The following is a 20,084-nucleotide window of genomic DNA, read 5'->3' as shown; positions in this document are numbered from 1 at the left end:
TGGGTCTCAGTGTAGAAAAACAGCTCTAATGGATTGCTAATGGATAGGCTGAAAAAGGCTTTTAATTTACAAACTTACATTAAGGTTAGCGAACGTTTAACGCCTCCGGTTTGTAAAAAGACGGAGGCGCTTTGATGTCGTGGTTTGAAATGCTGGTGCGGATATCAAGCTGCGCCAATGCGTAGAAGATCATGCATATGCAACAGACCAACCGGTTTTGTTCCATCGACAATGAAAATGGCTGTAATGGATGAAGCATTCATGCTTTCAATTGCCGAGGCGACCAATGTATCGACTGGCAGGGTTTTGGGATTGGCAGTCATGACATCACTCACCTTGCGGCTGAGTAGATCATCGGCCAAATGTCGACGCAAATCACCATCGGTGACCATGCCTACCAGATTGCCCGAGCCATCGATAATACCGACGCAGCCAAAGCCTTTTTCCGACATGGTCATGATGATTTCACTCATCAGACTGTCAGATGGCGCCAGAGGCATGGTTTGCTCCTTATGCATCAGATCCCGCACATATTGCAGATTGGCGCCAAGGCTTCCACCAGGGTGATAGACCTTGAAATCAGATGCGGTAAAGCCGCGGTTTTCCAAAAGAGCCACCGCGAGAGCATCACCCAGGGCGAGCTGCATTGTGGTTGATGTGGTGGGTGCCAGTCCAAGAGGGCAGGCTTCTTCCGCCTTTGGCAGGCAAAGCGCGATATCAGCCTGTGTAGCCAGGGCGCTTTTCTCGCCAGAGGTCAAGCCGATCAATGGTACCTTGAACCGGCGGGTGTAGGAGATGATATTGGCCAGTTCGGCCGTTTCACCCGACCAGGACAAGGCCAGCACGACATCAACAGTGCGGATCATGCCCAAATCACCATGGCTGGCTTCGCCAGGATGAACGAAAAAAGCCGGAGTGCCGGTGGATGCCAATGTGGCGGCAAGTTTTTTGGCAATATGGCCACTCTTGCCCATACCGGTCACTATCAGGCGACCCTGGGCCTCCTGAATTGTCTTTACTGCATCCAGAAATGGCTGTTTCAATGCCCCGACCAACGCATCTTTGAGGATGGCGATGCCATTCATCTCTTTGTCGATGGTAGATAGGGCAGATTGTAGGGGAGAAATAGCGGCGTTGTCGCTTTGACCTGGCATGGACCATCCTGCTCGTTTATGCGATTTGGCCTTCTTTTATACTATTCAATAATCGCTGGAAAGAGCTGCAATAGATCTTTCAGACTCGATTTGGCAAGAAGTTGTTAACCAAAAATCTTTACGATCTGGAAAGGATTTCTTAAAGGATTCGCCTTGCAGTTTTGGAAAGATACGGAACATGGCAAAAACACACTTGCCTCTTATGATTTTGGGCCTTGGTCTTGGCATGAGTGTGAGCAATGCTCTGGCGCAAGGCTATCCGGGTTCCTCTTCCCAAACCTTTGGCCAAAGCTCTAGTCAGAGCTCGGTTTTTGGTGAAGATCCCGGTTTACGCGGCTTGAGCGCAGATCCTGCTGCCGAACAAGTGCCGTTTGGTGAGGCGCCTGTTCCGCCAACTTCCGATACTGCACCTCCTGCCTTTCCCACCCAGCCGGTTCAACCGTTGCAAACGAATCCGCGATCAGCGCAGGTATTGGGGCCTTATGATCCAACAGGTATTTCCGTGGGATCTTTCGATCTTTATCCGTCCGTTACCTTTTGGGGCACGCATGACGACAATGTTGATAATGCACGGAGAAAGCAAAGCTCCAATTCCGGACGTATTGAAGGGGATCTTCGCTTGCGTTCCAACTGGTCCCGACATGAGTTGGAAGTGAATGCCAACGCCAGTGCTACAGGATATAGAACGCCCAAGCGGAAACCTGACCATAATTATGGTTTGGATGGAGAGCTGCGGCTTGATCTTGGTGAAGTGAGCACTTTGACCCTGCGCTCCGGGCTTGGGATCGAACGAGAGGCCGCCAACAGCGTTGAATTGCGTGCTTCTGGTGGAACGCAGTCCATTCAAACTGTTCTGTCAGGGAATGCTCAGCTTGATCATCAGGCAGGCCTGTTCGAGCTGCAATTGCGTGGCGGTCTGGTTGATGAAAGTTTTGACGAGAACAAATCCCGCGATTTCCAGCTCTTTACCGTTGGTGGTCGTGTTGGCTATCGTTATACAGACCAGGTTGTCCCCTTTGTGGATCTGGAAGCAAGTCGGCGCCGCTTTGATCAAGGTCCCAATGCGCAGGATGGAGATCGCCTGCGTGGTTCTATCGGTGTAGCTGTTCGAGAGCGGGAAAAATGGTCTGGGGAGTTTTCTGTAGGGCAGGTTATCTGGAAACCTGATCAGGCGGGTCAGACATCAGACCGGGGATTGTTTGCCGATGCCAGTGTGATCTGGTCCCCCAATACGCTCTGGCGGATTGAAGCGGGGCTTGGAACCTCCTTATCATCTACCTCCACAGCAGCCAGTTCCGTGCTGAGCCATCAGTTTGATCTGAACGTGGATTATGATATCCAGAGAAATCTTGCCTTGGGTGCCGACCTTTCGATCTCCCGTCAAGACTATAATGGCATTTCCCGCAAGGACTGGGTGACCAGCGGTGGTTTGGATGCAACTTATAACCTGTCCCGTAATGCGCAAGTGATTGGTCGATATCAGCATGATCGTCGCTCCAGCAATGTAGCTGGTGAGGATTTCAAATCCAATCTCTTTGAGCTGGGTGTGCGCTTCCAAAAGTGATGCAATTGAGAGTCTTCATGAACCAAAACCCCGCTCATTGAGCGGGGCTTTTGTTCTGATGCATTATTGGAATTTTGATCGATGCTATCGATTAATTTCCAACATTGTTTGCTGAGCTGCAAGTTACCATGACTTCGTATTTGTATCCGCCGCGCTGGTTTGTCGTGTTGCTCATCTTCCAGCCTTTCTTTGCCTTGTTTTTACGAGCTGCAACAGCATCAAGCTCGAAATAGGCGTAAGCCTTTACCTGATGTTTTTTGCTTAGAATTTGTTGTTTTGTCTGGCCTTTTTTCTTCAGATTTTGAAGATTGGCATCACATCTGGCTTTGGGATTGCCGCCAGACCAGCGGATATGGTGCATGGCAAGGGAAGGGTTATAATTTTTAGAGACAGTCCGTTTGCTGCCTGATCCAACTTCGCGATGGGCAAAGCTCTTGCTCCAAAGGTTCCCGTCGGCTTCGAAATATTGAACGCCTTTGAAGGAACCAATCTTCAAGGCTACAATCCGCTTGCCTTTGGTTGCGCGGGCATGAAGTTTTAGCAAGAACTTATGTTTCTTGGTCTTGATCGCGGTATAGCCGCCCATGTTGGCAGAGACGCGAATTGCTTTGGTATCAATCCCGTCACGTTTCACGGAAACTTTTTCTACCCAGTCTTTTGCAAGGGCGGTATCGGGAAGAGAAATTCCCGTTGCCAGAATTGCGGCGGTCAGAATTGTCGAAGCAATATGTCTTTTCTCGTACATCTCTTTTTCTCTTTCATGTCTTTATGTGTCAGTATGTCGCACTGAAAGCAGGAAAGGTTCAAAGATTACAGTTTCATGGATTCATGAATCCATACGGAGCAGCTTACTTTGTTGATTTGGACCAAGATTGCAGACCGGATGAGTTTGGCGCTCAATGGTTATTGGAAGGACTGAGAAGTGAACACGCAAACCCATTTGCTGATCAGTGCTTTTCTTCTGACAAAGCCGGGGCAATCCGGGCGGAATATTGCCGCGATTGCTGGAGCATTGGCTCCAGATGCTTCTATCTATGCGTTGGTCATCTGGTCAAAGATCAATCAGATCCCGGAAAGTCAGGTATGGAATGGCTATTATTGGCAGCAGCCCTGGCAACTTTATGGGGCAATCTCCAATTCCGTTCCGTTCTATTTGCTTGGGTTGCTTCTCAGTCTTGTCTTTCTGAACTATTCGAAATCAAGACCGTCCGTTGTCTCATTGGCGGAACCACCCCCCATGAACAGCAAGCTCTGGCTATGGGCTTGCGTATTTTTTGCCAGCTGCCTTCTGCATATCACCTTTGATTTTCCAGTGCATGTCGAGGATGCTCACCGGCATTTCTGGCCTCTTTCAGATTGGCGCTTTCAGTCCCCCATTTCCTATTGGAATTCGGCCCATCATGGCGATCTGGTTCAGATCATCGAGTTTCTTGGCGCGGTCATCATGCTTTCCGTACTCTTCATGCGTTTCAAGGCTTTATGGGTGCGCTCGCTATTGGTGATTGCAGGATTGGCTTATGTGATCATGCCCTTGTATTGGGCATGGCAATTCTCGTGACAGCCGGTAGATCAAGCGCTGAGCTTAGTTAAACCGGCGAATAGCGAGGGGGGCTACAGCGCGACCGGCGAACTGTCTGGAACTGGTGAAGTTGATTGGTTGATGGCTGAAGCCCTGTTCGATCATGTGGGCTGGTTGGGCTACAAGACCATTCAGATTGTTCGGTGCAGGCCGAGACAAGCGCGCAAAGGTAGCTGTCTGGGCCGATTGCTTCATATGAGCAAAATGCGACATGCTGGCCGGGCCATATGAGAAGGTCAGCTTGGCCAATTGATCACGTGAACGAGTTGCCGGCTGTACAGGGGTATTGGGTGCAACTGCCTTTCGAGCAGCTGGGCGAGGAACCGGTAGATTATTCTGTGGCTGCGTAAGTGGCTTGGCATTTGGAAGGCTAGCCAATTGCAAGGCTTGTTTGCCTGGATCTTCGCTACCCGCTCTTGGAAGGGGAGCCGGGACAGGAGCATAGGAGAAGCGGTTATCGGTGGCATCGGTATCAGCTTCGGCCTTGGCCAATTGGGCGATGGCGTCTTCAGCTTTCGCTGGAGTTGCTTCGACAACAGGAGATGCTGGCGGCACCGTACCAAAGCCCGAAAGCACTTCCTGACGTTCAGGCGAGCCTTGTGGCAGAGATGCCAATTTCAGATGCTCCTGAACCGTCGCAGTACTTGCCGTGCTGGTCGGATCGATTGCTGGCTCTGCTGTCAGAGCTGGTGCAGGCACTGGGTTCGGTGCAGCAGGCTTCGGTCCGGATGCAAGGACGAAACGACGCTGAGCATTTGGTGATGACTGACGTGGCTTTGGCAGAATTGCCAACTTGATTTGTTCTGGTTCCGGTGCTGGGCCAGTCGGCGCCGGAATATCGGTATGATCACTTGCTGCCAGATCAATTGGAGCAGGTTCAACCGGTAGCGCTGGGCGTGGCTGTGGTGCTCGCGGCTTTGGCAAAGCGGCGAGCTGGAATGGTGCAGCGCTTGCAGCCGGGGTCAGTTCCACAGGAGCAGGTGCTGCCACCCTTGGAGCTGCGGCTGGTGTAGGGCGATTCTGAGGTGTGCGGTTCAGCAGATTGCTCAAGAAGCTGTTGGATTTTTGCTGGGCCGGAGCGATCCTGCTGGCGTTGGCACTGGCGATTTGCGTACGGCGTGATTTGCTCGGCGCAGCTTTTACCACTTGGGTGAAGCGCGCGACAGAGCGAGAAGACCTTGCCATTTGAGATTTGATGCGAGCGACTTTTGCTTTGGCCTGCTTGTATCCCTTGAAGGGTTTGCCATCTGTCGGAACATGCACCGTATTGCCACGTGGGAAAACCCGAGCCAGTTGCTTTCGGCTCATGCGTGGCCAATGGCGCACATTGCCGGTATCAATATGTACGAATGGGGAGTTGGAACGTGGATAATACCCAACACCACCAGCTTGCATCCGCAGACCGACTTCCCGAATCTTCCTGATAGGAACGCCGGGGAGGTAAAAGTCCATTGCCTGGCCACGGGTATGGCGGCTTTGCTTTGCCACGCCACGGCTTCTTCTGCGCAACATGTTGTTGGTAGCAGGAGAGCGATAGCCGGAGACGACATGGATAGGTTTTCTTGCGCCAGTGTCCTTATAAACCTGCCAGATCAGATCAAACAGGGCGGGGTCCATCTGGATGATTTCGTTGCGGCGCCAGTCGCGCAGGAAACGGTTTAGCTTACGCAGACCATCGGCATCAAAGCGCCCATTGCGCTTGTAGACAATAGTGGTTGTTTCTTTGGTATGAGTGTTGTGAAGGGTCAGGGACCGATTGGCGGCCTCTGCTTCACCTGTGGTCGCAAATGGTATCAAAGTGCAGGCAGCAACCATCGCGGCCTTAAGGGTGGCCTCGATCACTTTGGGGCAACGGGATACATCGCTCAGCCTTTCAGCGAGCCGATCCTTTGTTGTGTTTAACCGGGCCACAAACAATCTTGTCGTTCCAAACCTGTCTGCCGTTGCCTTGAAGGGGACTCGCAGACTGTGAGCCACTCGGCAGTTTCAGTGTTATTGGAAGTCCCTTGTCTCAATCCTCCCCGTAGGTTGAGCCGTCTGCAAGGGGCTTCTTGTGCTTGGATCCATCTTACAAGAGCTCACGCATCCAGCAAGGTGAATATTGGCTGACATTCGAGCAAAGACCGCTCAGCCATCCAGAATAATAGAACTTTGCTATCTGCTTCTCTTTGATCTAGAGCGTCATCAAGCAAAATATTAAGACTTTATTATCCCCCAATTTGGTTAACGAAACACCAATCGAGGGGAAAACTGAAGATCGTTCCGTGGGTATTCTGCAATTACGGGTAAATAAAGGCAAGCAGGCGAGATGGGCCCACCTGTTCAACCAATGCTAATCTTTGGTAAACAAAGACTTACTTTCAGAATGCTGTCATGAAGCTTGCGATGGGAGACGGACCTTAAAGGCCAAGCTTCTTCTTGACTTTGGCATTGTGGCCGTAAATGTCGGAGCGAATTTGCAATGTCCCTTCTTCGGACATCCAGGTCGTGAAATAAGCAAGATGCACCGGTATCTTGCGTTTCAGGTTGATACGGCGCTCATTGCCGCCAATCATCTTTTTCACGCGGGCTGCGTTCCAGGCTTTTTCCTCCGAGAGGATGAATTCTGCAAACTCCAAAGGTTTATGGACACGGACACAGCCATGGCTGAAAGCACGATAGTCGCGTTTGAACAGGCTGCGGGATGGCGTGTCATGCAGATAGACGGCATGTTTGTTCGGGAACATGAATTTGATGCGACCCAATGCATTGCGAGTGCCTGGTGTCTGGCGCAGACGGACCTGTTTGGCGTCGATCTTGCTCCAATCCAGCTGGCTTGGGTCAACCACGCGCGTGCGGCCCTTCACACTGGCCAGAACCTGATAATTTCTGGTCGAGAAGAATTGAGACGGGTTCGTGCGGATTTTTGGCAACAATTCCTTGCTGGCGATAGAACGTGGCACATTCCAGTATGGATTGACCACCAGATATTCCATCTGATCGGAGAAGACAGGTGTCTTGTTGGATCGTTTGCCGACAACAACGCGGGTTTCATGAATCTTCTGGTCGTTTTTGACCACCTGAACATGATAGGTCGGGATATTGACGAAGACATGGAATCTGCCAAGATCGCGTGGTAACCAGCGCCAGCGCTCCATATTGGCGATCATGTCTTCCATGAGATCTTTCTTGCTACCATTCATGATGGCCAATGTACCTTTGCCAACGATGCCATCATCGACCAGACCATTGGCTTTTTGGTATTTCTTCACTTCGGCTGCCAATGCTTTGGTATAGAGCGTTGGCTTTTCAGCAGGCAGGCTCAGGCCAAGGCGTGCATAAAGAAGTGGAACGCGTTTGTTGTGTTTGCCAACTTTCATGCTTTTCCCAGCCGGGATTGGCTCGAACTGTTCACCTGTGCCTTGCATACGCAATTTGTTATATTCGGTGCGCAGAGCAATATAGCCCCTATGCTGCGGATTGAAGCTTCTCAGCTTTTCGACCGGCACGGATGCTGTCATCACTTCCTGTAAAGCGCTGATGGAATCAGGCAGGTGCGGCTTGATGGTGATTTCTTTCTTGGAGAAAGAGCGCGGATCGACACGGCCAGCATAGGCATGGCGAGTATATTTGGTGATGGCCAAGGACAGGGCCAGATCAGCGTTGGCAATCTCACTTGCACTCGACTGTTTTTTGCGGCTGACAGTCAGAGCATTGGTCACATAGTCAGATGGGTTCAGACCATCCAGATCAGCACGTGACAAGGCAAAGACAAGCTTGCGGGCATTCTTGGTCAGATTGCCATCTTCAAACCAGGCAGGGACAAAATTGCGCTGCTGATAAAAGGTTTGTACTGCGGCGTTGTCACGTTTGATGTAGAAATTTTTACTGCGAGGCAAGGCCTTGCTGAGGGTTTGCAAGGCGTCAGCTATATCCTCATCTGCCTGTTGATCGATAAGGCTGACTGGTAATGTTCGTGGCAGATTGGGGAGCTTTGGCAGCTCAACGCTGGCCTGCTGGCTTGCTTTTGTGCCGATTGGGGTTTCTGCAGTGACATTTGTTGTGATGTCGAGCTTCTCTGCTTCTGGTGCTGTTGACGTAGCAGGTGCTGTGGCTACGGTTCCAGCTTTTACAGCAGAAGAGGTTTCAGATGCGGCAGGTGCTTTGGTTTCTGCAACTTGAGGTGCTTCGGTGCGGGAAGCCTCGCCAGGTGCTGCAGTCTCATCAGTTGTTTTGGCTTCTTCAACGACCTTTGGTGCTTTCGGTGTTGCAACTGCCTTTTCAACTGCTTCGACAACCTGTTCTACAGGTGCTGTGCGTGTGACTGGCTCGGACGCGCTGGCGGCGATGGGTGCGAGAAGCATGCAGGGGGTGACCCACATAGCGGACATCATGGCTTTCATACGCGTTTTCATTCTTTGGGCACCTTTGTCGAATCATTTCTCGCACAGCTTCAAAGCAACGGAATTCGAGCTGTTTAGCAAGACAATTAACTGTGATGGCCAGCAAATTGGACAGAACTGTTACATGGTTGCAACGCCCGGAATTGCTGGTTTTCTTTATCTTTGTGGTAATTGGTCGCGTTTATGATGCTTTTGGTTCACTTGATGTTTCCTCAAGGCCATATTCCTTGAGTTTTCGATAGAGAGTGGAGCGCCCTATCCCAAGCTGTCTGGCCACAGCAGACATGCGATAGTCGTAATGATCCAGAGCTTTTTGAATGATCTCCGCTTCCAGCTCGGCAAGCGACTTCAAATCACCCTCATCATCCAGCAGTCGTAGAAAGCCCCACAGATCTTCCGGCGTCTGTGTGGCTGGTTGCATGTTGGCTGCAACTGGGTCAACAGGAGTTGTACCGACCTTGTTTTGATTTATTCCGTCAGTTTGTTGCAATGGTGCGACGTCAGAGGTTTGCTGAGCTGGCGGAGGGGCCGATCGGGTGTCATTTTGTGGTGCGCGGGCCTGAATGATGGAGGCGCTATAGCTCTCAACCTGAGTGGCAATCTGAGGAAACTCTTCAATGGTGAGCTGATCGCCATCACAAAGAACCACGGCGCGGAAGATGGTGTTTTCCAGCTGACGGATGTTGCCGGGCCAATCATAGGCTTGCAGCATGTGCATGGCTTCCTGCGTGATTTGGGCCAGACTTTTTCTCCCCTCTTCGGCGGCAAAACGGGTCAGGAAGAATTTGGCAAGAGCTGGAATATCCTCCTTTCGATCTCGCAAAGGGGGCACTCTGATAGGAAAGACATTCAATCGATAATAGAGATCTTCTCGGAATTTGCCATCCTTGACCAGTTGGATCAAATCCTGATTGGTGGCTGAGATCAGGCGAAAATCGACTTTCACCGGTTTGCTGCTGCCTACCGGATCAATCTCGCCCTCTTGCAAGGCGCGCAGCAACTTGACCTGCGTCTCCAAGGGTAGCTCGCCAACTTCATCAAGGAAGAGGGTGCCGCCATTGGCTTCCTGGAACTTGCCGGTATGTTTGTCGCCCGCGCCAGTGAAGGCGCCTTTTTCATGGCCAAACAGGATGCTTTCTACCAGATTATCCGGGATTGCTCCACAATTGACGGTGACAAAGGGTTTTGATTGGCGATCACTTGCTGCCTGAATGGACTGAGCGATCAGCTCCTTGCCAACACCGGATTCCCCCTCCACCAGTATCGGGATCTGGGATTTCGCAGCCCGTTCTCCGAGATTGAGTACACGGCTCATGGCTGGGCTGGCAGCAATGATGGACTGGAAGGTATGGCCAGAGTTTTTGGTGGCCCGGATGCGGGTAATTTCTTCTTCCAGTGCGTTGACTTTCAGCGCATTGCGAATAGCGGTTTGAAGGCGCTCTGGCGAGATGGGCTTGATGACGAAATCGAACGCTCCGGCGCGCATGGCATTGACAGCAGTGTCGATGCCACCATGTGCGGTCTGAACTATGACAGGGATGCGGATGTCGGTTTTGCGCAAGGCTTGCAACACACCCATGCCGTCCAGATCCGGCATGACGAGATCCAGAACCATCAAGGAAAAATGGTCCGGCTTATTCTCGCCAAGAATTGCCAACGCTTGCTGGCCATTTTCAGCGCAAGACGGTGTGAAGCCGAACTTGCTGATAGCATTTTCCAAAAGACGGCGCTGAATTGGGTCATCATCGACAATTAGAATGCGTTCGCTCATGCCAGTGCTCAAAATCCTGTGTCATTTTGAACCAAAATGCGCTTCGCCAGTTAATAGGCCTTTAATTTGTTAGTCATTGATAGCAAAATTCATGTGCATAGGCCTGTGTCACAAGGGTGTGAAGGGGCAAACAACCCTTTGCAAGTTGGTCAATGCATCCCTATCTTGATTGTTTGATGATTGATATCTGTCCTGGCTAATGGGTGGATTTGGCAAAAGGTTCTTTTAATGGTGCATCAGCTTTCCATGTTTCGCAGCATGATCTCTTCTCGTAACTCTTCTCATGTTGGTTCTCCGCATATGGATGCGGTTTATTCAAGTGAAGCAGGTGCAGCGCAGGAGAGTGGTCTTGCCGGATTGCCGGAATGGAATTTGGCGGATCTATATGCGGGAATGGACGATTTGGCCATTGATAGTGATTTTTCCAAAATGGAAGAGGAAGCGAAGTCTTTTGCCAAGGATTACCAAGGTGAATTGGTAACCATGTTGGGTAAGGCCGATGGTGGTGATCAATTGGCCAACGCCTTGAAACGATATGAAGCCATGCAGGACGGCCTGGGGCGTATCATTTCCTTCGCTGGTCTGGTCTATAGTGGCAATACCACCGATCCAGAGCGAGCCAAATTCTATGGCGATGTTCAGGAGCGTATCACCAATCTTTCTACCATTCTGCTGTTCTTTGAGTTGGAACTGAACCGTATTTCCGACGATGTGCTGGAAGGCTGCATCAAGGCAAGCAAAGCGTTGGCCTATTATGCGCCATGGATCGAAGATCTGCGTAAAGAGAAGCCTTATCAGCTGGAAGACAAGATCGAGCAGTTGTTCCACGAAAAGTCTGTGACCGGTGCTGCTGCCTGGAACCGTTTGTTTGATGAAACGATGGCAGGTTTGCGTTTCAAGGTGGAACTGGCGGACGGAGTGCAAGAGCTGGCAATTGAGCAGACATTGAATTTGCTCACCGATGAAGATGAGGCAAAACGCAAAGCCGCATCGGATGCTCTTGCGACAACCTTCAAGAAAAACCTTGGCACCTTTGGTTTGATCTCCAACGTACTGGCCAAGGACAAGGCGATTTCCGATCAATGGCGCGGGTTCGAAGATGTGGCCGACGGTCGTCATCTGGCCAATCGGGTTGAGCGGGAAGTCGTGGATGCGTTGGTGGATGCCGTGCAGAAGGCCTATCCAAATCTTTCGCATCGTTATTACAAGCTGAAAGCCAAATGGTTCGGTAAGGATGTGCTGGAGCATTGGGATCGTAATGCGCCATTGCCAAAGGTTGAAAGCAAAGTGATCGGCTGGGATGAAGCCAAGGCCATTGTGCAGGATGCCTATGGTGGCTTCTCTCCAAAGATGGCCGAGATTTCCGGGCAATTCTTTGACAAAGGCTGGATTGATGCACCAGTACGTGAGGGTAAATCTCCCGGTGCATTCGCTCATCCAACCGTTCCAAGCGCGCATCCTTATGTGTTGCTCAATTATCTTGGCAAACCACGCGATGTGATGACGCTGGCTCATGAATTGGGCCATGGTGTGCATCAGGTCTTGGCAGCAGAGCAGGGGGCTTTGATGGCTCCGACACCTCTGACATTGGCTGAGACTGCATCAGTTTTCGGCGAGATGCTGACTTTCCGTTCCTTGCTTTCCAAGGCAGAAGGCGTGGAGCAGCGCCGTGCGCTGTTGGCGGGCAAGGTCGAAGACATGCTCAACACAGTTGTGCGCCAGATCGCCTTTTATCTGTTTGAGCGCAAGCTCCATATTGCTCGTCAGGATGGTGAGCTGACCGCCGATCAGATTTGTGAGCTCTGGATGAGTGTTCAGGCAGAGAGCCTTGGACCGCATGTGCGTCTGTCTGAAGGTTACGAAACCTTCTGGGCTTATATCCCCCACTTCATCCATTCACCTTTCTATGTTTATGCCTACGCCTTTGGCGATTGTCTGGTGAACAGCCTTTATTCGGTTTATCAGAATAGCGATGAGAGTTTTGTCGAGAAATATTTCGAGATGCTCAGTGCAGGTGGTTCCAAGCATCATTCCGAGCTTTTGGCACCATTTGGCCTTGATGCCAAGGATCCGGATTTCTGGTCCAAGGGCCTCTCGGTGATCGAGGGGCTGATTGCAGAGCTGGAAGCGCTTGAAGGGCAGTGATTAAACAAAAGATCTGAAAGATGAGGGGGACGTTGGTCCCCCTTGTTGTTTGATGCGTACATTCATAAATGTAGTTTATATCCGCCCCATTTAAGGACTATCAGATGAGCAAAGTGCCGATTGATTCCAATGCTGACCAATCGTCCTTGTCGGATGAGGAAAAGAACCGTCTTGGCGGGCGGGTGAAACGTTATGCCAAGGTATCGTCCGGCATGGGGGGCTTTGTGGCCAGAGCCGCCAGCTCGCGTCTCTTTGGTAAGGATGTTGATCTGTCGCGCGAAGCTGCAGATCTGGCGCAGGTTCTGGGTGGTCTGAAAGGGCCGCTGATGAAGGTGGCACAGCTTTTGGCTACGGTCCCCGATGCCGTGCCAGCCGAATATGCTGCCGAGCTGGCGCAATTACAGTCTGATGCTCCGCCCATGGGCTGGATCTTTGTCAAACGCCGTATGAAAAGCGAACTGGGTGCTGGGTGGCAGAAACGGTTTGCTGAGTTTGAACATGAGCCATCAGCTGCGGCATCCCTGGGGCAGGTGCACAAGGCAAGCCTTGAAGATGGCACTCGGCTGGCTTGCAAGCTGCAATATCCCGATATGGCCTCGGCAGTGGATGCCGATGTAAAACAGCTGAATCTTGCGCTCTCAGTCCATCGCACCATGCAGTCGGCTATCGATACGCGAGAGATTGCCAAGGAGATAGCAGACCGGGTTCGCGAAGAACTGGATTATGAGCGCGAGGGGCGGCATATGTCGCTTTATCGTGAGATCTTTGAGCAGGATGAAGGCATTCGGGTTCCAGATCTTCATGAAGATCTCTCTACTGGTCGTTTACTTACCATGTCCTGGCTCGATGGTCGCAAGATGCTGGATTACAAAGATGCCAGTCTCGAGGACCGTAATCATCTGACCGCAGCGATGTTTCGTGCATGGTGGTACCCTTTCGCCCATTATGGGGTGATTCATGGCGATCCGCATTTGGGTAACTATACGGTCTTTGAAGAAGATGGACGTCCAAAGGGTATCAACCTTCTTGACTATGGCTGCATTCGTATCTTCCCGCCCGCCTTCGTACAGGGGGTTGTCGATCTCTATCATGGGCTTCGTACTGACGATCGGGACCGGATTGTTCATGCCTATGAAAGCTGGGGCTTTAATAATCTTTCAAATGAGCTGATTGATGTACTCAATATCTGGGCGGGTTTCATATATGGGCCGCTCCTTACTGACCGGGTGCGCTCTATTGCCGACGGGATCAGTCCTGCCGAATATGGCCGTGGGCAAGCCATGAAGGTGCATGCAGAGCTGAAGCGTCTTGGCCCTGTCACCGTGCCACGTGAATTTGTTTTCATGGATCGTGCAGCGATTGGCCTTGGTGGGGTCTTTCTGCATCTGCGGGCGGAAATGAATTTCTATCAGCTCTTCAATGAGCAGATAGAGGATTTCTCGCAGCACCGCTTGTTGGATGCTCGGTATGGTTTGAAAGCAGCTTCTTGGCTGACGGAAGGTCAGAGTTAAAGAAAGGTACTTTACCTGTGCTATTTTGTCGCGTTATGGTGTGGCATCCAAAAAGACCTTCGCATAATGGTCCTTTTGCATTCTGACTTTGTCAATGTTTGACCGCGGCTCTCAAATAGATTCAACTCTGTTGCGATCCGTGGGGTAACATTTGTGCGTTGGATCACAAAATTATCATTATGCAGAGATCTTTCCAGTCATTTTAGATGCGAGGGGCAATCTATGAGTGAAGAGCTAAATCCGGTTATGGATTATGACGAGCATAATAAAACCTATAATATGTTCGTTAATCTCACCAAATGGGGTACCATAGCTATGGTGCTTTTGCTGATCGTGATGGCGGCAACACTGTTGTAAGTGTTCAACCGGAAGCACGATTATTGCAAATGATTGGCGTCCTTCTCGTGAAGGGCGCTTTTTTTATGTCGAATAAAGGGATTTGTTGCGTCAGAGGCAAGCAGGGGGAGCAATTGGCAGATCAAATGCTCTTCTGGCTTTTCAGCTTGCGTGTGCGATTCATGCCGTTGACAGCCGGGCTGTAGCTTGGGCTGATGAATTTGGCCTGCGCATAAGAATCATAGGCCTTCTGATAATTGCCCAATCGCTCCAGAGCAATGCCTTGGTTTGTCCAGGCACGATAATTCTTCCGGTCCATTTTTACGGCATTGGAGAAATCGCCCAGAGCACCGCGCATGTCATTCTGAGCCAGATAGCTGACACCGCGCGAATTGAAGGCATTCGGATTGGAGGCATCCAGGCTGAGAGCGAAAGTAAAGTCTTCGATGGCCTGATTGTGATTGCGCTGCTGCTGATAAATCAAACCGCGATGATAATAAGCGCGTGGATCACGGGTACGAGCCGCAATGGCCTGATTATAATCGCCTATAGCCTGTGCATAGTCTTTCTGGATGCGGAAAATATCACCGCGCCCAATCAGAGCGACATCATAGGATGGTTTGAGAGAAATGGCCCTGTTGTAATCGGCCACAGCAGCGGCAAAGTTGCCGGTCTTTTTATGAATCAGGGCTCTATTGGCATAGGCCTGATGGAAGTTCGGGTTCAGGGCGATTGCCTGACTATAGTCCCGAATCGCCTCACTGAAATTGCCGGAACGTCCAAAAGCAGTGCCTCGGATGTTATAGGCATTGGCATCATTGGGCTGCTGCGCAATGATCTGATTCAGGGATGCTATATTATCGGAAGAGCCAGCATTTCGTTCGAAATCACTGCTGCCTAATCCTGCTGTTTGGCATGCGGCCAAGCCAAGGCAAAGGCAGGCAATTGAAAAGAGCTGCTTGGATTTTGGCTTGAAATGCATGGCGGACCGAACCTGGTTTTTAATTTGCCTCTGCTCGCAGGAAGACATGCTACCTGCAAGGCTGACTGGATGATGAAGTCTGTTTCATGACAGTCTGGCCAAAATGAGGCAAAAAGACAGGCTTGACAGACTGTCTTGTTTTCCCTTGGAACAAGGTCTTTCAAAGCACCGCTTTGAGAAGACCTTAAACCTTGGGAATATTAGCGACCACGGCCTTTGGATGGCAGAAGACCTTCGCGCTGAGCCCGCTTGCGAGCCAGTTTGCGAGCACGACGAACGGCTTCAGCTTTTTCACGAGCCTTCTTTTCAGATGGCTTTTCATAGAAGTTCCGCATTTTCATTTCGCGGAATACACCTTCACGCTGAAGTTTCTTTTTCAGTGCCTTCAGGGCTTGGTCTACATTGTTATCGCGGACGAGTACCTGCACGCGTCAATTCCCGAGTTGGTTATGTTAGGATGAATACAAAAAATCGGTCACTGCCTAGACAGTGCCCGAGCTTTTGGGGCGTTCTACCAGACCAAGTGCGGCTTGTCTACCGGAGCAAGAGTGCTTTTGAGGCTTTTTGCCAAAAAAAGCGGCTTTAGTCGTGGCTTCTTTGTGATATTTTATTGAAATGCCCCATTTTGCGGCCTTGGCGTGTTTCTGCCTTGCCATAGGAATGATAGGAAATCTGGCTGTTTTCCAGCAATTGTGATCTCTGCTCGATATCATCGCCGATCAGATTTGTCATGACAACGTCACTATGCCGCTCTGAGCTGCCCAAAGGCCATCCAGCAACCGCACGGATATGCTGTTCGAATTGGGAAACAAGACAAGCGGCTTCGGTCCAATGGCCTGAATTGTGTACGCGTGGTGCCATCTCGTTGGCAACCAGGCGATTCTCGAAGCTCTCGGGCAGCAGGAACAGCTCAACAGCCAGAACCCCCACATAATCGAGCTCTGCGGCAACTGATTCACCGATCTTGCGGGCTTGGGCTGCGATATTGGCGTCAATATTGGCTGGAACCGTCGTGGTGTTGAGGATCTGATCCTTGTGAACATTTTCTGCTATGTCATAGGAGACCGTCTGACCTTGTTCATTTCGTGCAGCGATTACCGATATTTCACGCTCGAAAGGCACAAAGGCTTCCAGAATAGCTGGCTGAGCGCCAATCTCTTCAAAGGCTCCGGCTAGATCTTCCGGAGTTTTGAGAAATTTCTGGCCTTTGCCATCATAACCAAAGCGGCGGGTTTTCAAAAGGGCTGGCAGACCGAGGCTCTCCACTGCCTGATGGAGATCGTCCTGATTGTCGATGGGAGCAAAGCCCGCAGTCTTTATGTCGATGGTGTTGAAGAAATTCTTCTCGGTCAGTCTATCTTGCGAGACTTTCAATACATTGTCATTGGGCAGAACCGAAAGGCGTGCTTTCAGAAAATCGACGGCCAGTGCCGGAATATTCTCAAACTCGTAGGTTACCACGCTGACTTCTTGTGCAAAGGCTTCAAGGGCTGCCTCGTCTTCATAATCTGCCACTGTCTTGTAGGGGGTGACATCAAAGGCGGGGCTGTTCTCATCGGGACAATAGATATGGGCTTTCAGACCCAGTTTGGCAGCCGCAAGCGCCATCATACGGCCAAGCTGACCTCCGCCAAGAATGCCGATGGTATCTCCAGGATTGAGCATTTTCGAGCCTTATTCTTCGTCGACGGGAGCGAGCGCGATGGAATCGGATTGTTTTTGACGCCAGGTATCCAATCGTATTGCCAGTTCATCATCGGTGGTGGCGAGTATGGCTGCTGCCATAAGGCCTGCATTGACTGCGCCTGCGCGACCAATTGCCAAGGTTCCAACCGGAATACCCGCTGGCATTTGAACAATGGAGAGAAGCGAGTCCTGACCGCTGAGCGCCTTGGACTGCACTGGAACACCGAGAACAGGGAGCGGGGTCATGGAGGCTGTCATGCCAGGCAAATGGGCGGCGCCACCCGCACCTGCGATGATCACCTTGAAACCATCCTTCTTGGCAGACTTGGCAAAGTCGGCCATGCGGTCTGGTGTGCGGTGTGCAGAAATGATTTTGGCTTCATAGCCCACATTCAGGGCATCTAGGACTTCGGCAGCGTTGCGCATGGTAGGCCAATCGGATTGGCTGCCCATAATAATGGCGACGGGTGTGGCTTGGTCGGTCATGAAAAAGATCCTGCAAATGCCTATATGTGGCGCTCATTTCAAGAAGGCGCGATTATAGAAAAATTTGGCGTTCGAGCAAGGCGAGAAATGTGATTGGTGTCCGCACTATTGCTGCCTCTATGCGAGCATAAGGACAGAGTTCATCTTCAAGCAATGATATCTGGAAAGAGTTGGTTTTCCAGTCGCTGTATTTGATCTTTGATGGCCAGTTTTTTCTTCTTCAGTCGCTGTATAGGCAAGAGATTGCCGGCACTTTTTTCTTCAAGAGCCTGAATAGCCAGATCCAAATCGCCATGCTCAATTTTGAGCTTTGCCATTTGGTGGCGAATTTCCTCTTCATTTTCTACGTTCATGATGCCGCCGATCTCATTAAGTCTATGAAAATCAATACAATGGCTTTGATAATCTTGCAAGCATGCAATTGACAGTTGGGTTTTCCACTTATTAAATTTTGGCCCTGTCATAATGGTTCAGCTTGCTGTGTGCGGAGGGTGATTGATCTCGACAGATAGTCATGGATATGTCACACTTTACCTATCTCAACTGATAGTATGGAGGAGTAAATGGCTCTGGAAGCGCATATCCTGGAACTGGAACGTCGTCATGAGGTTCTGGGCAAAGAGATTGAAGATGCGGCAAATCACCCATCCGTCGATGATCTCGAAATTGCGGATATGAAAAGGCGAAAGCTCCTGCTGAAAGATGAGATAGAAAAACTGAAAGCAGGTGAGTAAGTCTTTCATATTCCAGCTTAAAAAAGCCACGGTTATTGACCGTGGCTTTTTTGTTGATCAGGTTTGGGAAAGCCCGCGTTTGATGCGGGCTTTTACTGTCTACAAATCCAAGCTCAAAGTGTTTTGGCACGCTCACGTAGAACGAATTTCTGGATCTTGCCGGTTGAGGTCTTGGGAAGCTCCTCAAAGACAATCTGTTTCGGTGTTTTATAGTGTGCCAGATGATCTCGACACCAAGTGATCAGATCCTGCTCACTGAGTGAGGTATCACCTGCAACCTCGACAAAGGCACACGGAGTTTCGCCCCATTTGTCATCGGGTTTGGCAACGACTGCAGCTGCGGTAACCTCTGGATGCTTATATAGGGCTTCTTCGACCTCAATCGAGGAAATATTCTCGCCGCCGGAAATGATGATATCCTTGGAACGATCCTTCAGCTGAACATATCCATCTGGATGCATGACACCCAGATCGCCGGAATGGAACCAGCCATCATAGAAAGACTGATTGGTGGCTCCTGCATTCTTGAAATAACCCTTCATGACAATGTTGCCGCGGAACATCACTTCGCCAATGGTTTCGCCATCGGCCGGTACTGGTTCCATGGTTTCAGGGTCCAGCACGGTCAGATCTTCGAGCGCAGGATAGCGCACGCCCTGACGGGCTTTGCGAGCTGCCTGATTGGCGCCATCCAGTTCAGACCATTCCTGTTTCCATTCATTGACAACGGAAGGCCCATAGGTTTCGGTCAGGCCGTAGACGTGAGTGACGTTGAAACCGGCATCCGCCATGCCAGCCAGAATCGATTCCGGGGGTGGTGCAGCGGCTGTGATGAATTCTACCGTGTCAGTTAGCTCTCGTTTTTCATCTGAAGAGGCATTGAGCAATGTTGACATGACAATGGGTGCGCCGCAGAGATGAGTGACGCCTTCATCGGCCATGATATCAAAAATGGCTTTGGCGCGGACTGCTCGTAGACAAATATGAGTGCCGGCAACAACAGAGAGCGACCAGGGGAAACACCAGCCGTTGCAGTGAAACATCGGCAATGTCCAGAGATAGACGGGGTGTTTGGCCAGATTGGCCGAGATGATATTGGCATAGCCCATCAGATAGGCACCGCGATGGTGATAGACCACGCCTTTGGGGTCACCTGTGGTGCCGGAAGTGTAGTTCAGCGCTATGGCGTCCCATTCATCATCAATGCCCGGCCAGTCGAAATCTGGATCCCCTTCGCTTAGCAGATTTTCATATTCCAGCTCACCAATATACGGACCGGTCTGCGGGAATTCAGGATCTTCATATTGGACGATGACCGGATCGATATCTGCCAGAATCAGGGCTTCTTTCATGACATCGGCAAACTCGGTGTCGATGATTACCATTTTGCTTTCCGCATGTTCCAGCTGGAAGGCGATGATGGCGGGATCCAGTCGAGTGTTGATGGTGTGCAACACCGCCCCTACCATGGGTACACCATAATGGGCTTCCAGCATGGCGGGGATGTTTGGCAGCATGACCGAGACCACATCTCCCTTGCCAAGGCCCCGCTTGGAAAGGGCAGAGGCAAACTGGCGACAGCGATTGTAAAACTCCCCATAAGTCTTGCGGTTTTTGCCATGTACCCATGCGGTGTGTTCTGGATGGATCGTTGCTGATCTTTCCAGAAAGGTAAGCGGAGACAACGGGATATGATTGGCGGGATTCTTGTCGAGATTGCTGTCAAAGGGATTGGTCATCGCGATTGCACTTTC

Annotated in this window: 17 protein-coding genes; 6 read left to right on the top strand and 11 right to left on the bottom strand. The window is 50.8% G+C overall.

The window, feature by feature from the left end:
- Positions 1-164: 164 nt before the first annotated feature.
- A complete protein-coding gene (locus CRO57_RS10175; RefSeq protein WP_097153356.1) occupies positions 165-1,154 on the bottom strand; it encodes a KpsF/GutQ family sugar-phosphate isomerase in 990 nt (329 codons plus the stop codon).
- Between the two features lie 178 nt (positions 1,155-1,332).
- Here CRO57_RS10175 and CRO57_RS10170 point away from each other — a divergent pair, with 178 nt between their 5' ends.
- Entirely contained in the window at positions 1,333-2,718 is a 1,386-nt protein-coding gene (locus tag CRO57_RS10170) for an outer membrane beta-barrel protein (protein ID WP_097153355.1), read from the top strand.
- Between the two features lie 91 nt (positions 2,719-2,809).
- Here the strand turns inward: CRO57_RS10170 and CRO57_RS10165 are convergent, their stop codons facing one another.
- A complete protein-coding gene (locus tag CRO57_RS10165; protein WP_097153354.1) occupies positions 2,810-3,463 on the bottom strand; it encodes a hypothetical protein in 654 nt (217 codons plus the stop codon).
- A gap of 177 nt (positions 3,464-3,640) precedes the next feature.
- Between CRO57_RS10165 and CRO57_RS10160 the strand changes: the two genes are divergently transcribed.
- Complete coding sequence (locus tag CRO57_RS10160; RefSeq protein ID WP_097153353.1) at positions 3,641-4,276, top strand: hypothetical protein; 636 nt, start codon at positions 3,641-3,643, stop codon at positions 4,274-4,276.
- A 24-nt stretch (positions 4,277-4,300) separates the two neighbouring features.
- Here CRO57_RS10160 and mepK read toward each other — a convergent pair whose 3' ends face one another.
- From mepK to CRO57_RS10145, 3 genes are all read right to left on the bottom strand, one after another.
- Positions 4,301-6,208 (bottom strand): peptidoglycan L,D-endopeptidase MepK, encoded by a 1,908-nt coding sequence (mepK, locus tag CRO57_RS10155; RefSeq protein WP_141401216.1) that lies wholly within the window; start codon positions 6,206-6,208, stop codon positions 4,301-4,303.
- A 488-nt stretch (positions 6,209-6,696) separates the two neighbouring features.
- The gene (locus tag CRO57_RS10150; protein ID WP_097153351.1) at positions 6,697-8,691 is read right to left on the bottom strand and encodes a L,D-transpeptidase family protein; all 1,995 of its coding nucleotides are present in this window, start codon (positions 8,689-8,691) and stop codon (positions 6,697-6,699) included.
- 169 nt (positions 8,692-8,860) lie between these two features.
- Positions 8,861-10,450, bottom strand: coding sequence for a sigma-54-dependent transcriptional regulator (locus CRO57_RS10145; RefSeq protein ID WP_097153350.1), 1,590 nt, complete (start codon positions 10,448-10,450; stop codon positions 8,861-8,863).
- A gap of 300 nt (positions 10,451-10,750) precedes the next feature.
- Between CRO57_RS10145 and CRO57_RS10140 the strand changes: the two genes are divergently transcribed.
- From CRO57_RS10140 to CRO57_RS10130, 3 genes are all read left to right on the top strand, one after another.
- Entirely contained in the window at positions 10,751-12,595 is a 1,845-nt protein-coding gene (locus CRO57_RS10140) for a M3 family oligoendopeptidase (protein ID WP_097154020.1), read from the top strand.
- Between the two features lie 104 nt (positions 12,596-12,699).
- Positions 12,700-14,106, top strand: a complete 1,407-nt coding sequence (locus tag CRO57_RS10135; protein WP_097153349.1) for an ABC1 kinase family protein — start codon at positions 12,700-12,702, stop codon at positions 14,104-14,106.
- A 222-nt stretch (positions 14,107-14,328) separates the two neighbouring features.
- Positions 14,329-14,463, top strand: a complete 135-nt coding sequence (locus CRO57_RS10130; protein WP_097153348.1) for an aa3-type cytochrome c oxidase subunit IV — start codon at positions 14,329-14,331, stop codon at positions 14,461-14,463.
- A 121-nt stretch (positions 14,464-14,584) separates the two neighbouring features.
- Here CRO57_RS10130 and CRO57_RS10125 read toward each other — a convergent pair whose 3' ends face one another.
- The 5 genes from CRO57_RS10125 to CRO57_RS10105 form a co-directional block, all read right to left on the bottom strand.
- Entirely contained in the window at positions 14,585-15,424 is an 840-nt protein-coding gene (locus tag CRO57_RS10125) for a tetratricopeptide repeat protein (RefSeq protein ID WP_097153347.1), read from the bottom strand.
- A gap of 200 nt (positions 15,425-15,624) precedes the next feature.
- Complete coding sequence (gene rpsU / locus CRO57_RS10120; protein ID WP_097153346.1) at positions 15,625-15,852, bottom strand: 30S ribosomal protein S21; 228 nt, start codon at positions 15,850-15,852, stop codon at positions 15,625-15,627.
- A gap of 154 nt (positions 15,853-16,006) precedes the next feature.
- Positions 16,007-17,089, bottom strand: a complete 1,083-nt coding sequence (locus tag CRO57_RS10115; protein WP_097153345.1) for a 5-(carboxyamino)imidazole ribonucleotide synthase — start codon at positions 17,087-17,089, stop codon at positions 16,007-16,009.
- Positions 17,090-17,098: 9 nt separating this feature from the next.
- Positions 17,099-17,596, bottom strand: a complete 498-nt coding sequence (gene purE / locus CRO57_RS10110) for a 5-(carboxyamino)imidazole ribonucleotide mutase (protein ID WP_097153344.1) — start codon at positions 17,594-17,596, stop codon at positions 17,099-17,101.
- Positions 17,597-17,742: 146 nt separating this feature from the next.
- Positions 17,743-18,060, bottom strand: coding sequence for a YdcH family protein (locus CRO57_RS10105; protein WP_342068280.1), 318 nt, complete (start codon positions 18,058-18,060; stop codon positions 17,743-17,745).
- Between the two features lie 99 nt (positions 18,061-18,159).
- Between CRO57_RS10105 and CRO57_RS10100 the strand changes: the two genes are divergently transcribed.
- Positions 18,160-18,330, top strand: coding sequence for a YdcH family protein (locus CRO57_RS10100; protein WP_097153343.1), 171 nt, complete (start codon positions 18,160-18,162; stop codon positions 18,328-18,330).
- A 113-nt stretch (positions 18,331-18,443) separates the two neighbouring features.
- Here the strand turns inward: CRO57_RS10100 and CRO57_RS10095 are convergent, their stop codons facing one another.
- Complete coding sequence (locus CRO57_RS10095) at positions 18,444-20,069, bottom strand: acyl-CoA synthetase (protein ID WP_097153342.1); 1,626 nt, start codon at positions 20,067-20,069, stop codon at positions 18,444-18,446.
- Positions 20,070-20,084 lie beyond the last annotated feature (15 nt).

The organism is Cohaesibacter gelatinilyticus (assembly GCF_900215605.1).
Classification (GTDB): domain Bacteria; phylum Pseudomonadota; class Alphaproteobacteria; order Rhizobiales; family Cohaesibacteraceae; genus Cohaesibacter; species Cohaesibacter gelatinilyticus.
This window is presented reverse-complemented; position numbering and strand designations above follow the sequence as displayed.

What these genes read in the sequence shown, in the direction of transcription:
- CRO57_RS10170 (WP_097153355.1), top strand. Translation starts at nt 1,333, where the DNA reads ATGGCAAAAACACACTTGCCTCTTATGATTTTGGGCCTTGGTCTTGGC.
- purE (WP_097153344.1), bottom strand. Translation starts at nt 17,596, where the DNA reads ATGACCGACCAAGCCACACCCGTCGCCATTATTATGGGCAGCCAATCC.
- CRO57_RS10150 (WP_097153351.1), bottom strand. Translation starts at nt 8,691, where the DNA reads ATGAAAACGCGTATGAAAGCCATGATGTCCGCTATGTGGGTCACCCCC.
- CRO57_RS10135 (WP_097153349.1), top strand. Translation starts at nt 12,700, where the DNA reads ATGAGCAAAGTGCCGATTGATTCCAATGCTGACCAATCGTCCTTGTCG.
- CRO57_RS10145 (WP_097153350.1), bottom strand. Translation starts at nt 10,450, where the DNA reads ATGAGCGAACGCATTCTAATTGTCGATGATGACCCAATTCAGCGCCGT.
- CRO57_RS10115 (WP_097153345.1), bottom strand. Translation starts at nt 17,089, where the DNA reads ATGCTCAATCCTGGAGATACCATCGGCATTCTTGGCGGAGGTCAGCTT.
- CRO57_RS10095 (WP_097153342.1), bottom strand. Translation starts at nt 20,069, where the DNA reads ATGACCAATCCCTTTGACAGCAATCTCGACAAGAATCCCGCCAATCAT.
- CRO57_RS10100 (WP_097153343.1), top strand. Translation starts at nt 18,160, where the DNA reads ATGGCTCTGGAAGCGCATATCCTGGAACTGGAACGTCGTCATGAGGTT.
- CRO57_RS10165 (WP_097153354.1), bottom strand. Translation starts at nt 3,463, where the DNA reads ATGTACGAGAAAAGACATATTGCTTCGACAATTCTGACCGCCGCAATT.
- CRO57_RS10130 (WP_097153348.1), top strand. Translation starts at nt 14,329, where the DNA reads ATGAGTGAAGAGCTAAATCCGGTTATGGATTATGACGAGCATAATAAA.
- CRO57_RS10105 (WP_342068280.1), bottom strand. Translation starts at nt 18,060, where the DNA reads ATGACAGGGCCAAAATTTAATAAGTGGAAAACCCAACTGTCAATTGCA.
- CRO57_RS10125 (WP_097153347.1), bottom strand. Translation starts at nt 15,424, where the DNA reads ATGCATTTCAAGCCAAAATCCAAGCAGCTCTTTTCAATTGCCTGCCTT.
- CRO57_RS10175 (WP_097153356.1), bottom strand. Translation starts at nt 1,154, where the DNA reads ATGCCAGGTCAAAGCGACAACGCCGCTATTTCTCCCCTACAATCTGCC.
- CRO57_RS10140 (WP_097154020.1), top strand. Translation starts at nt 10,751, where the DNA reads ATGGATGCGGTTTATTCAAGTGAAGCAGGTGCAGCGCAGGAGAGTGGT.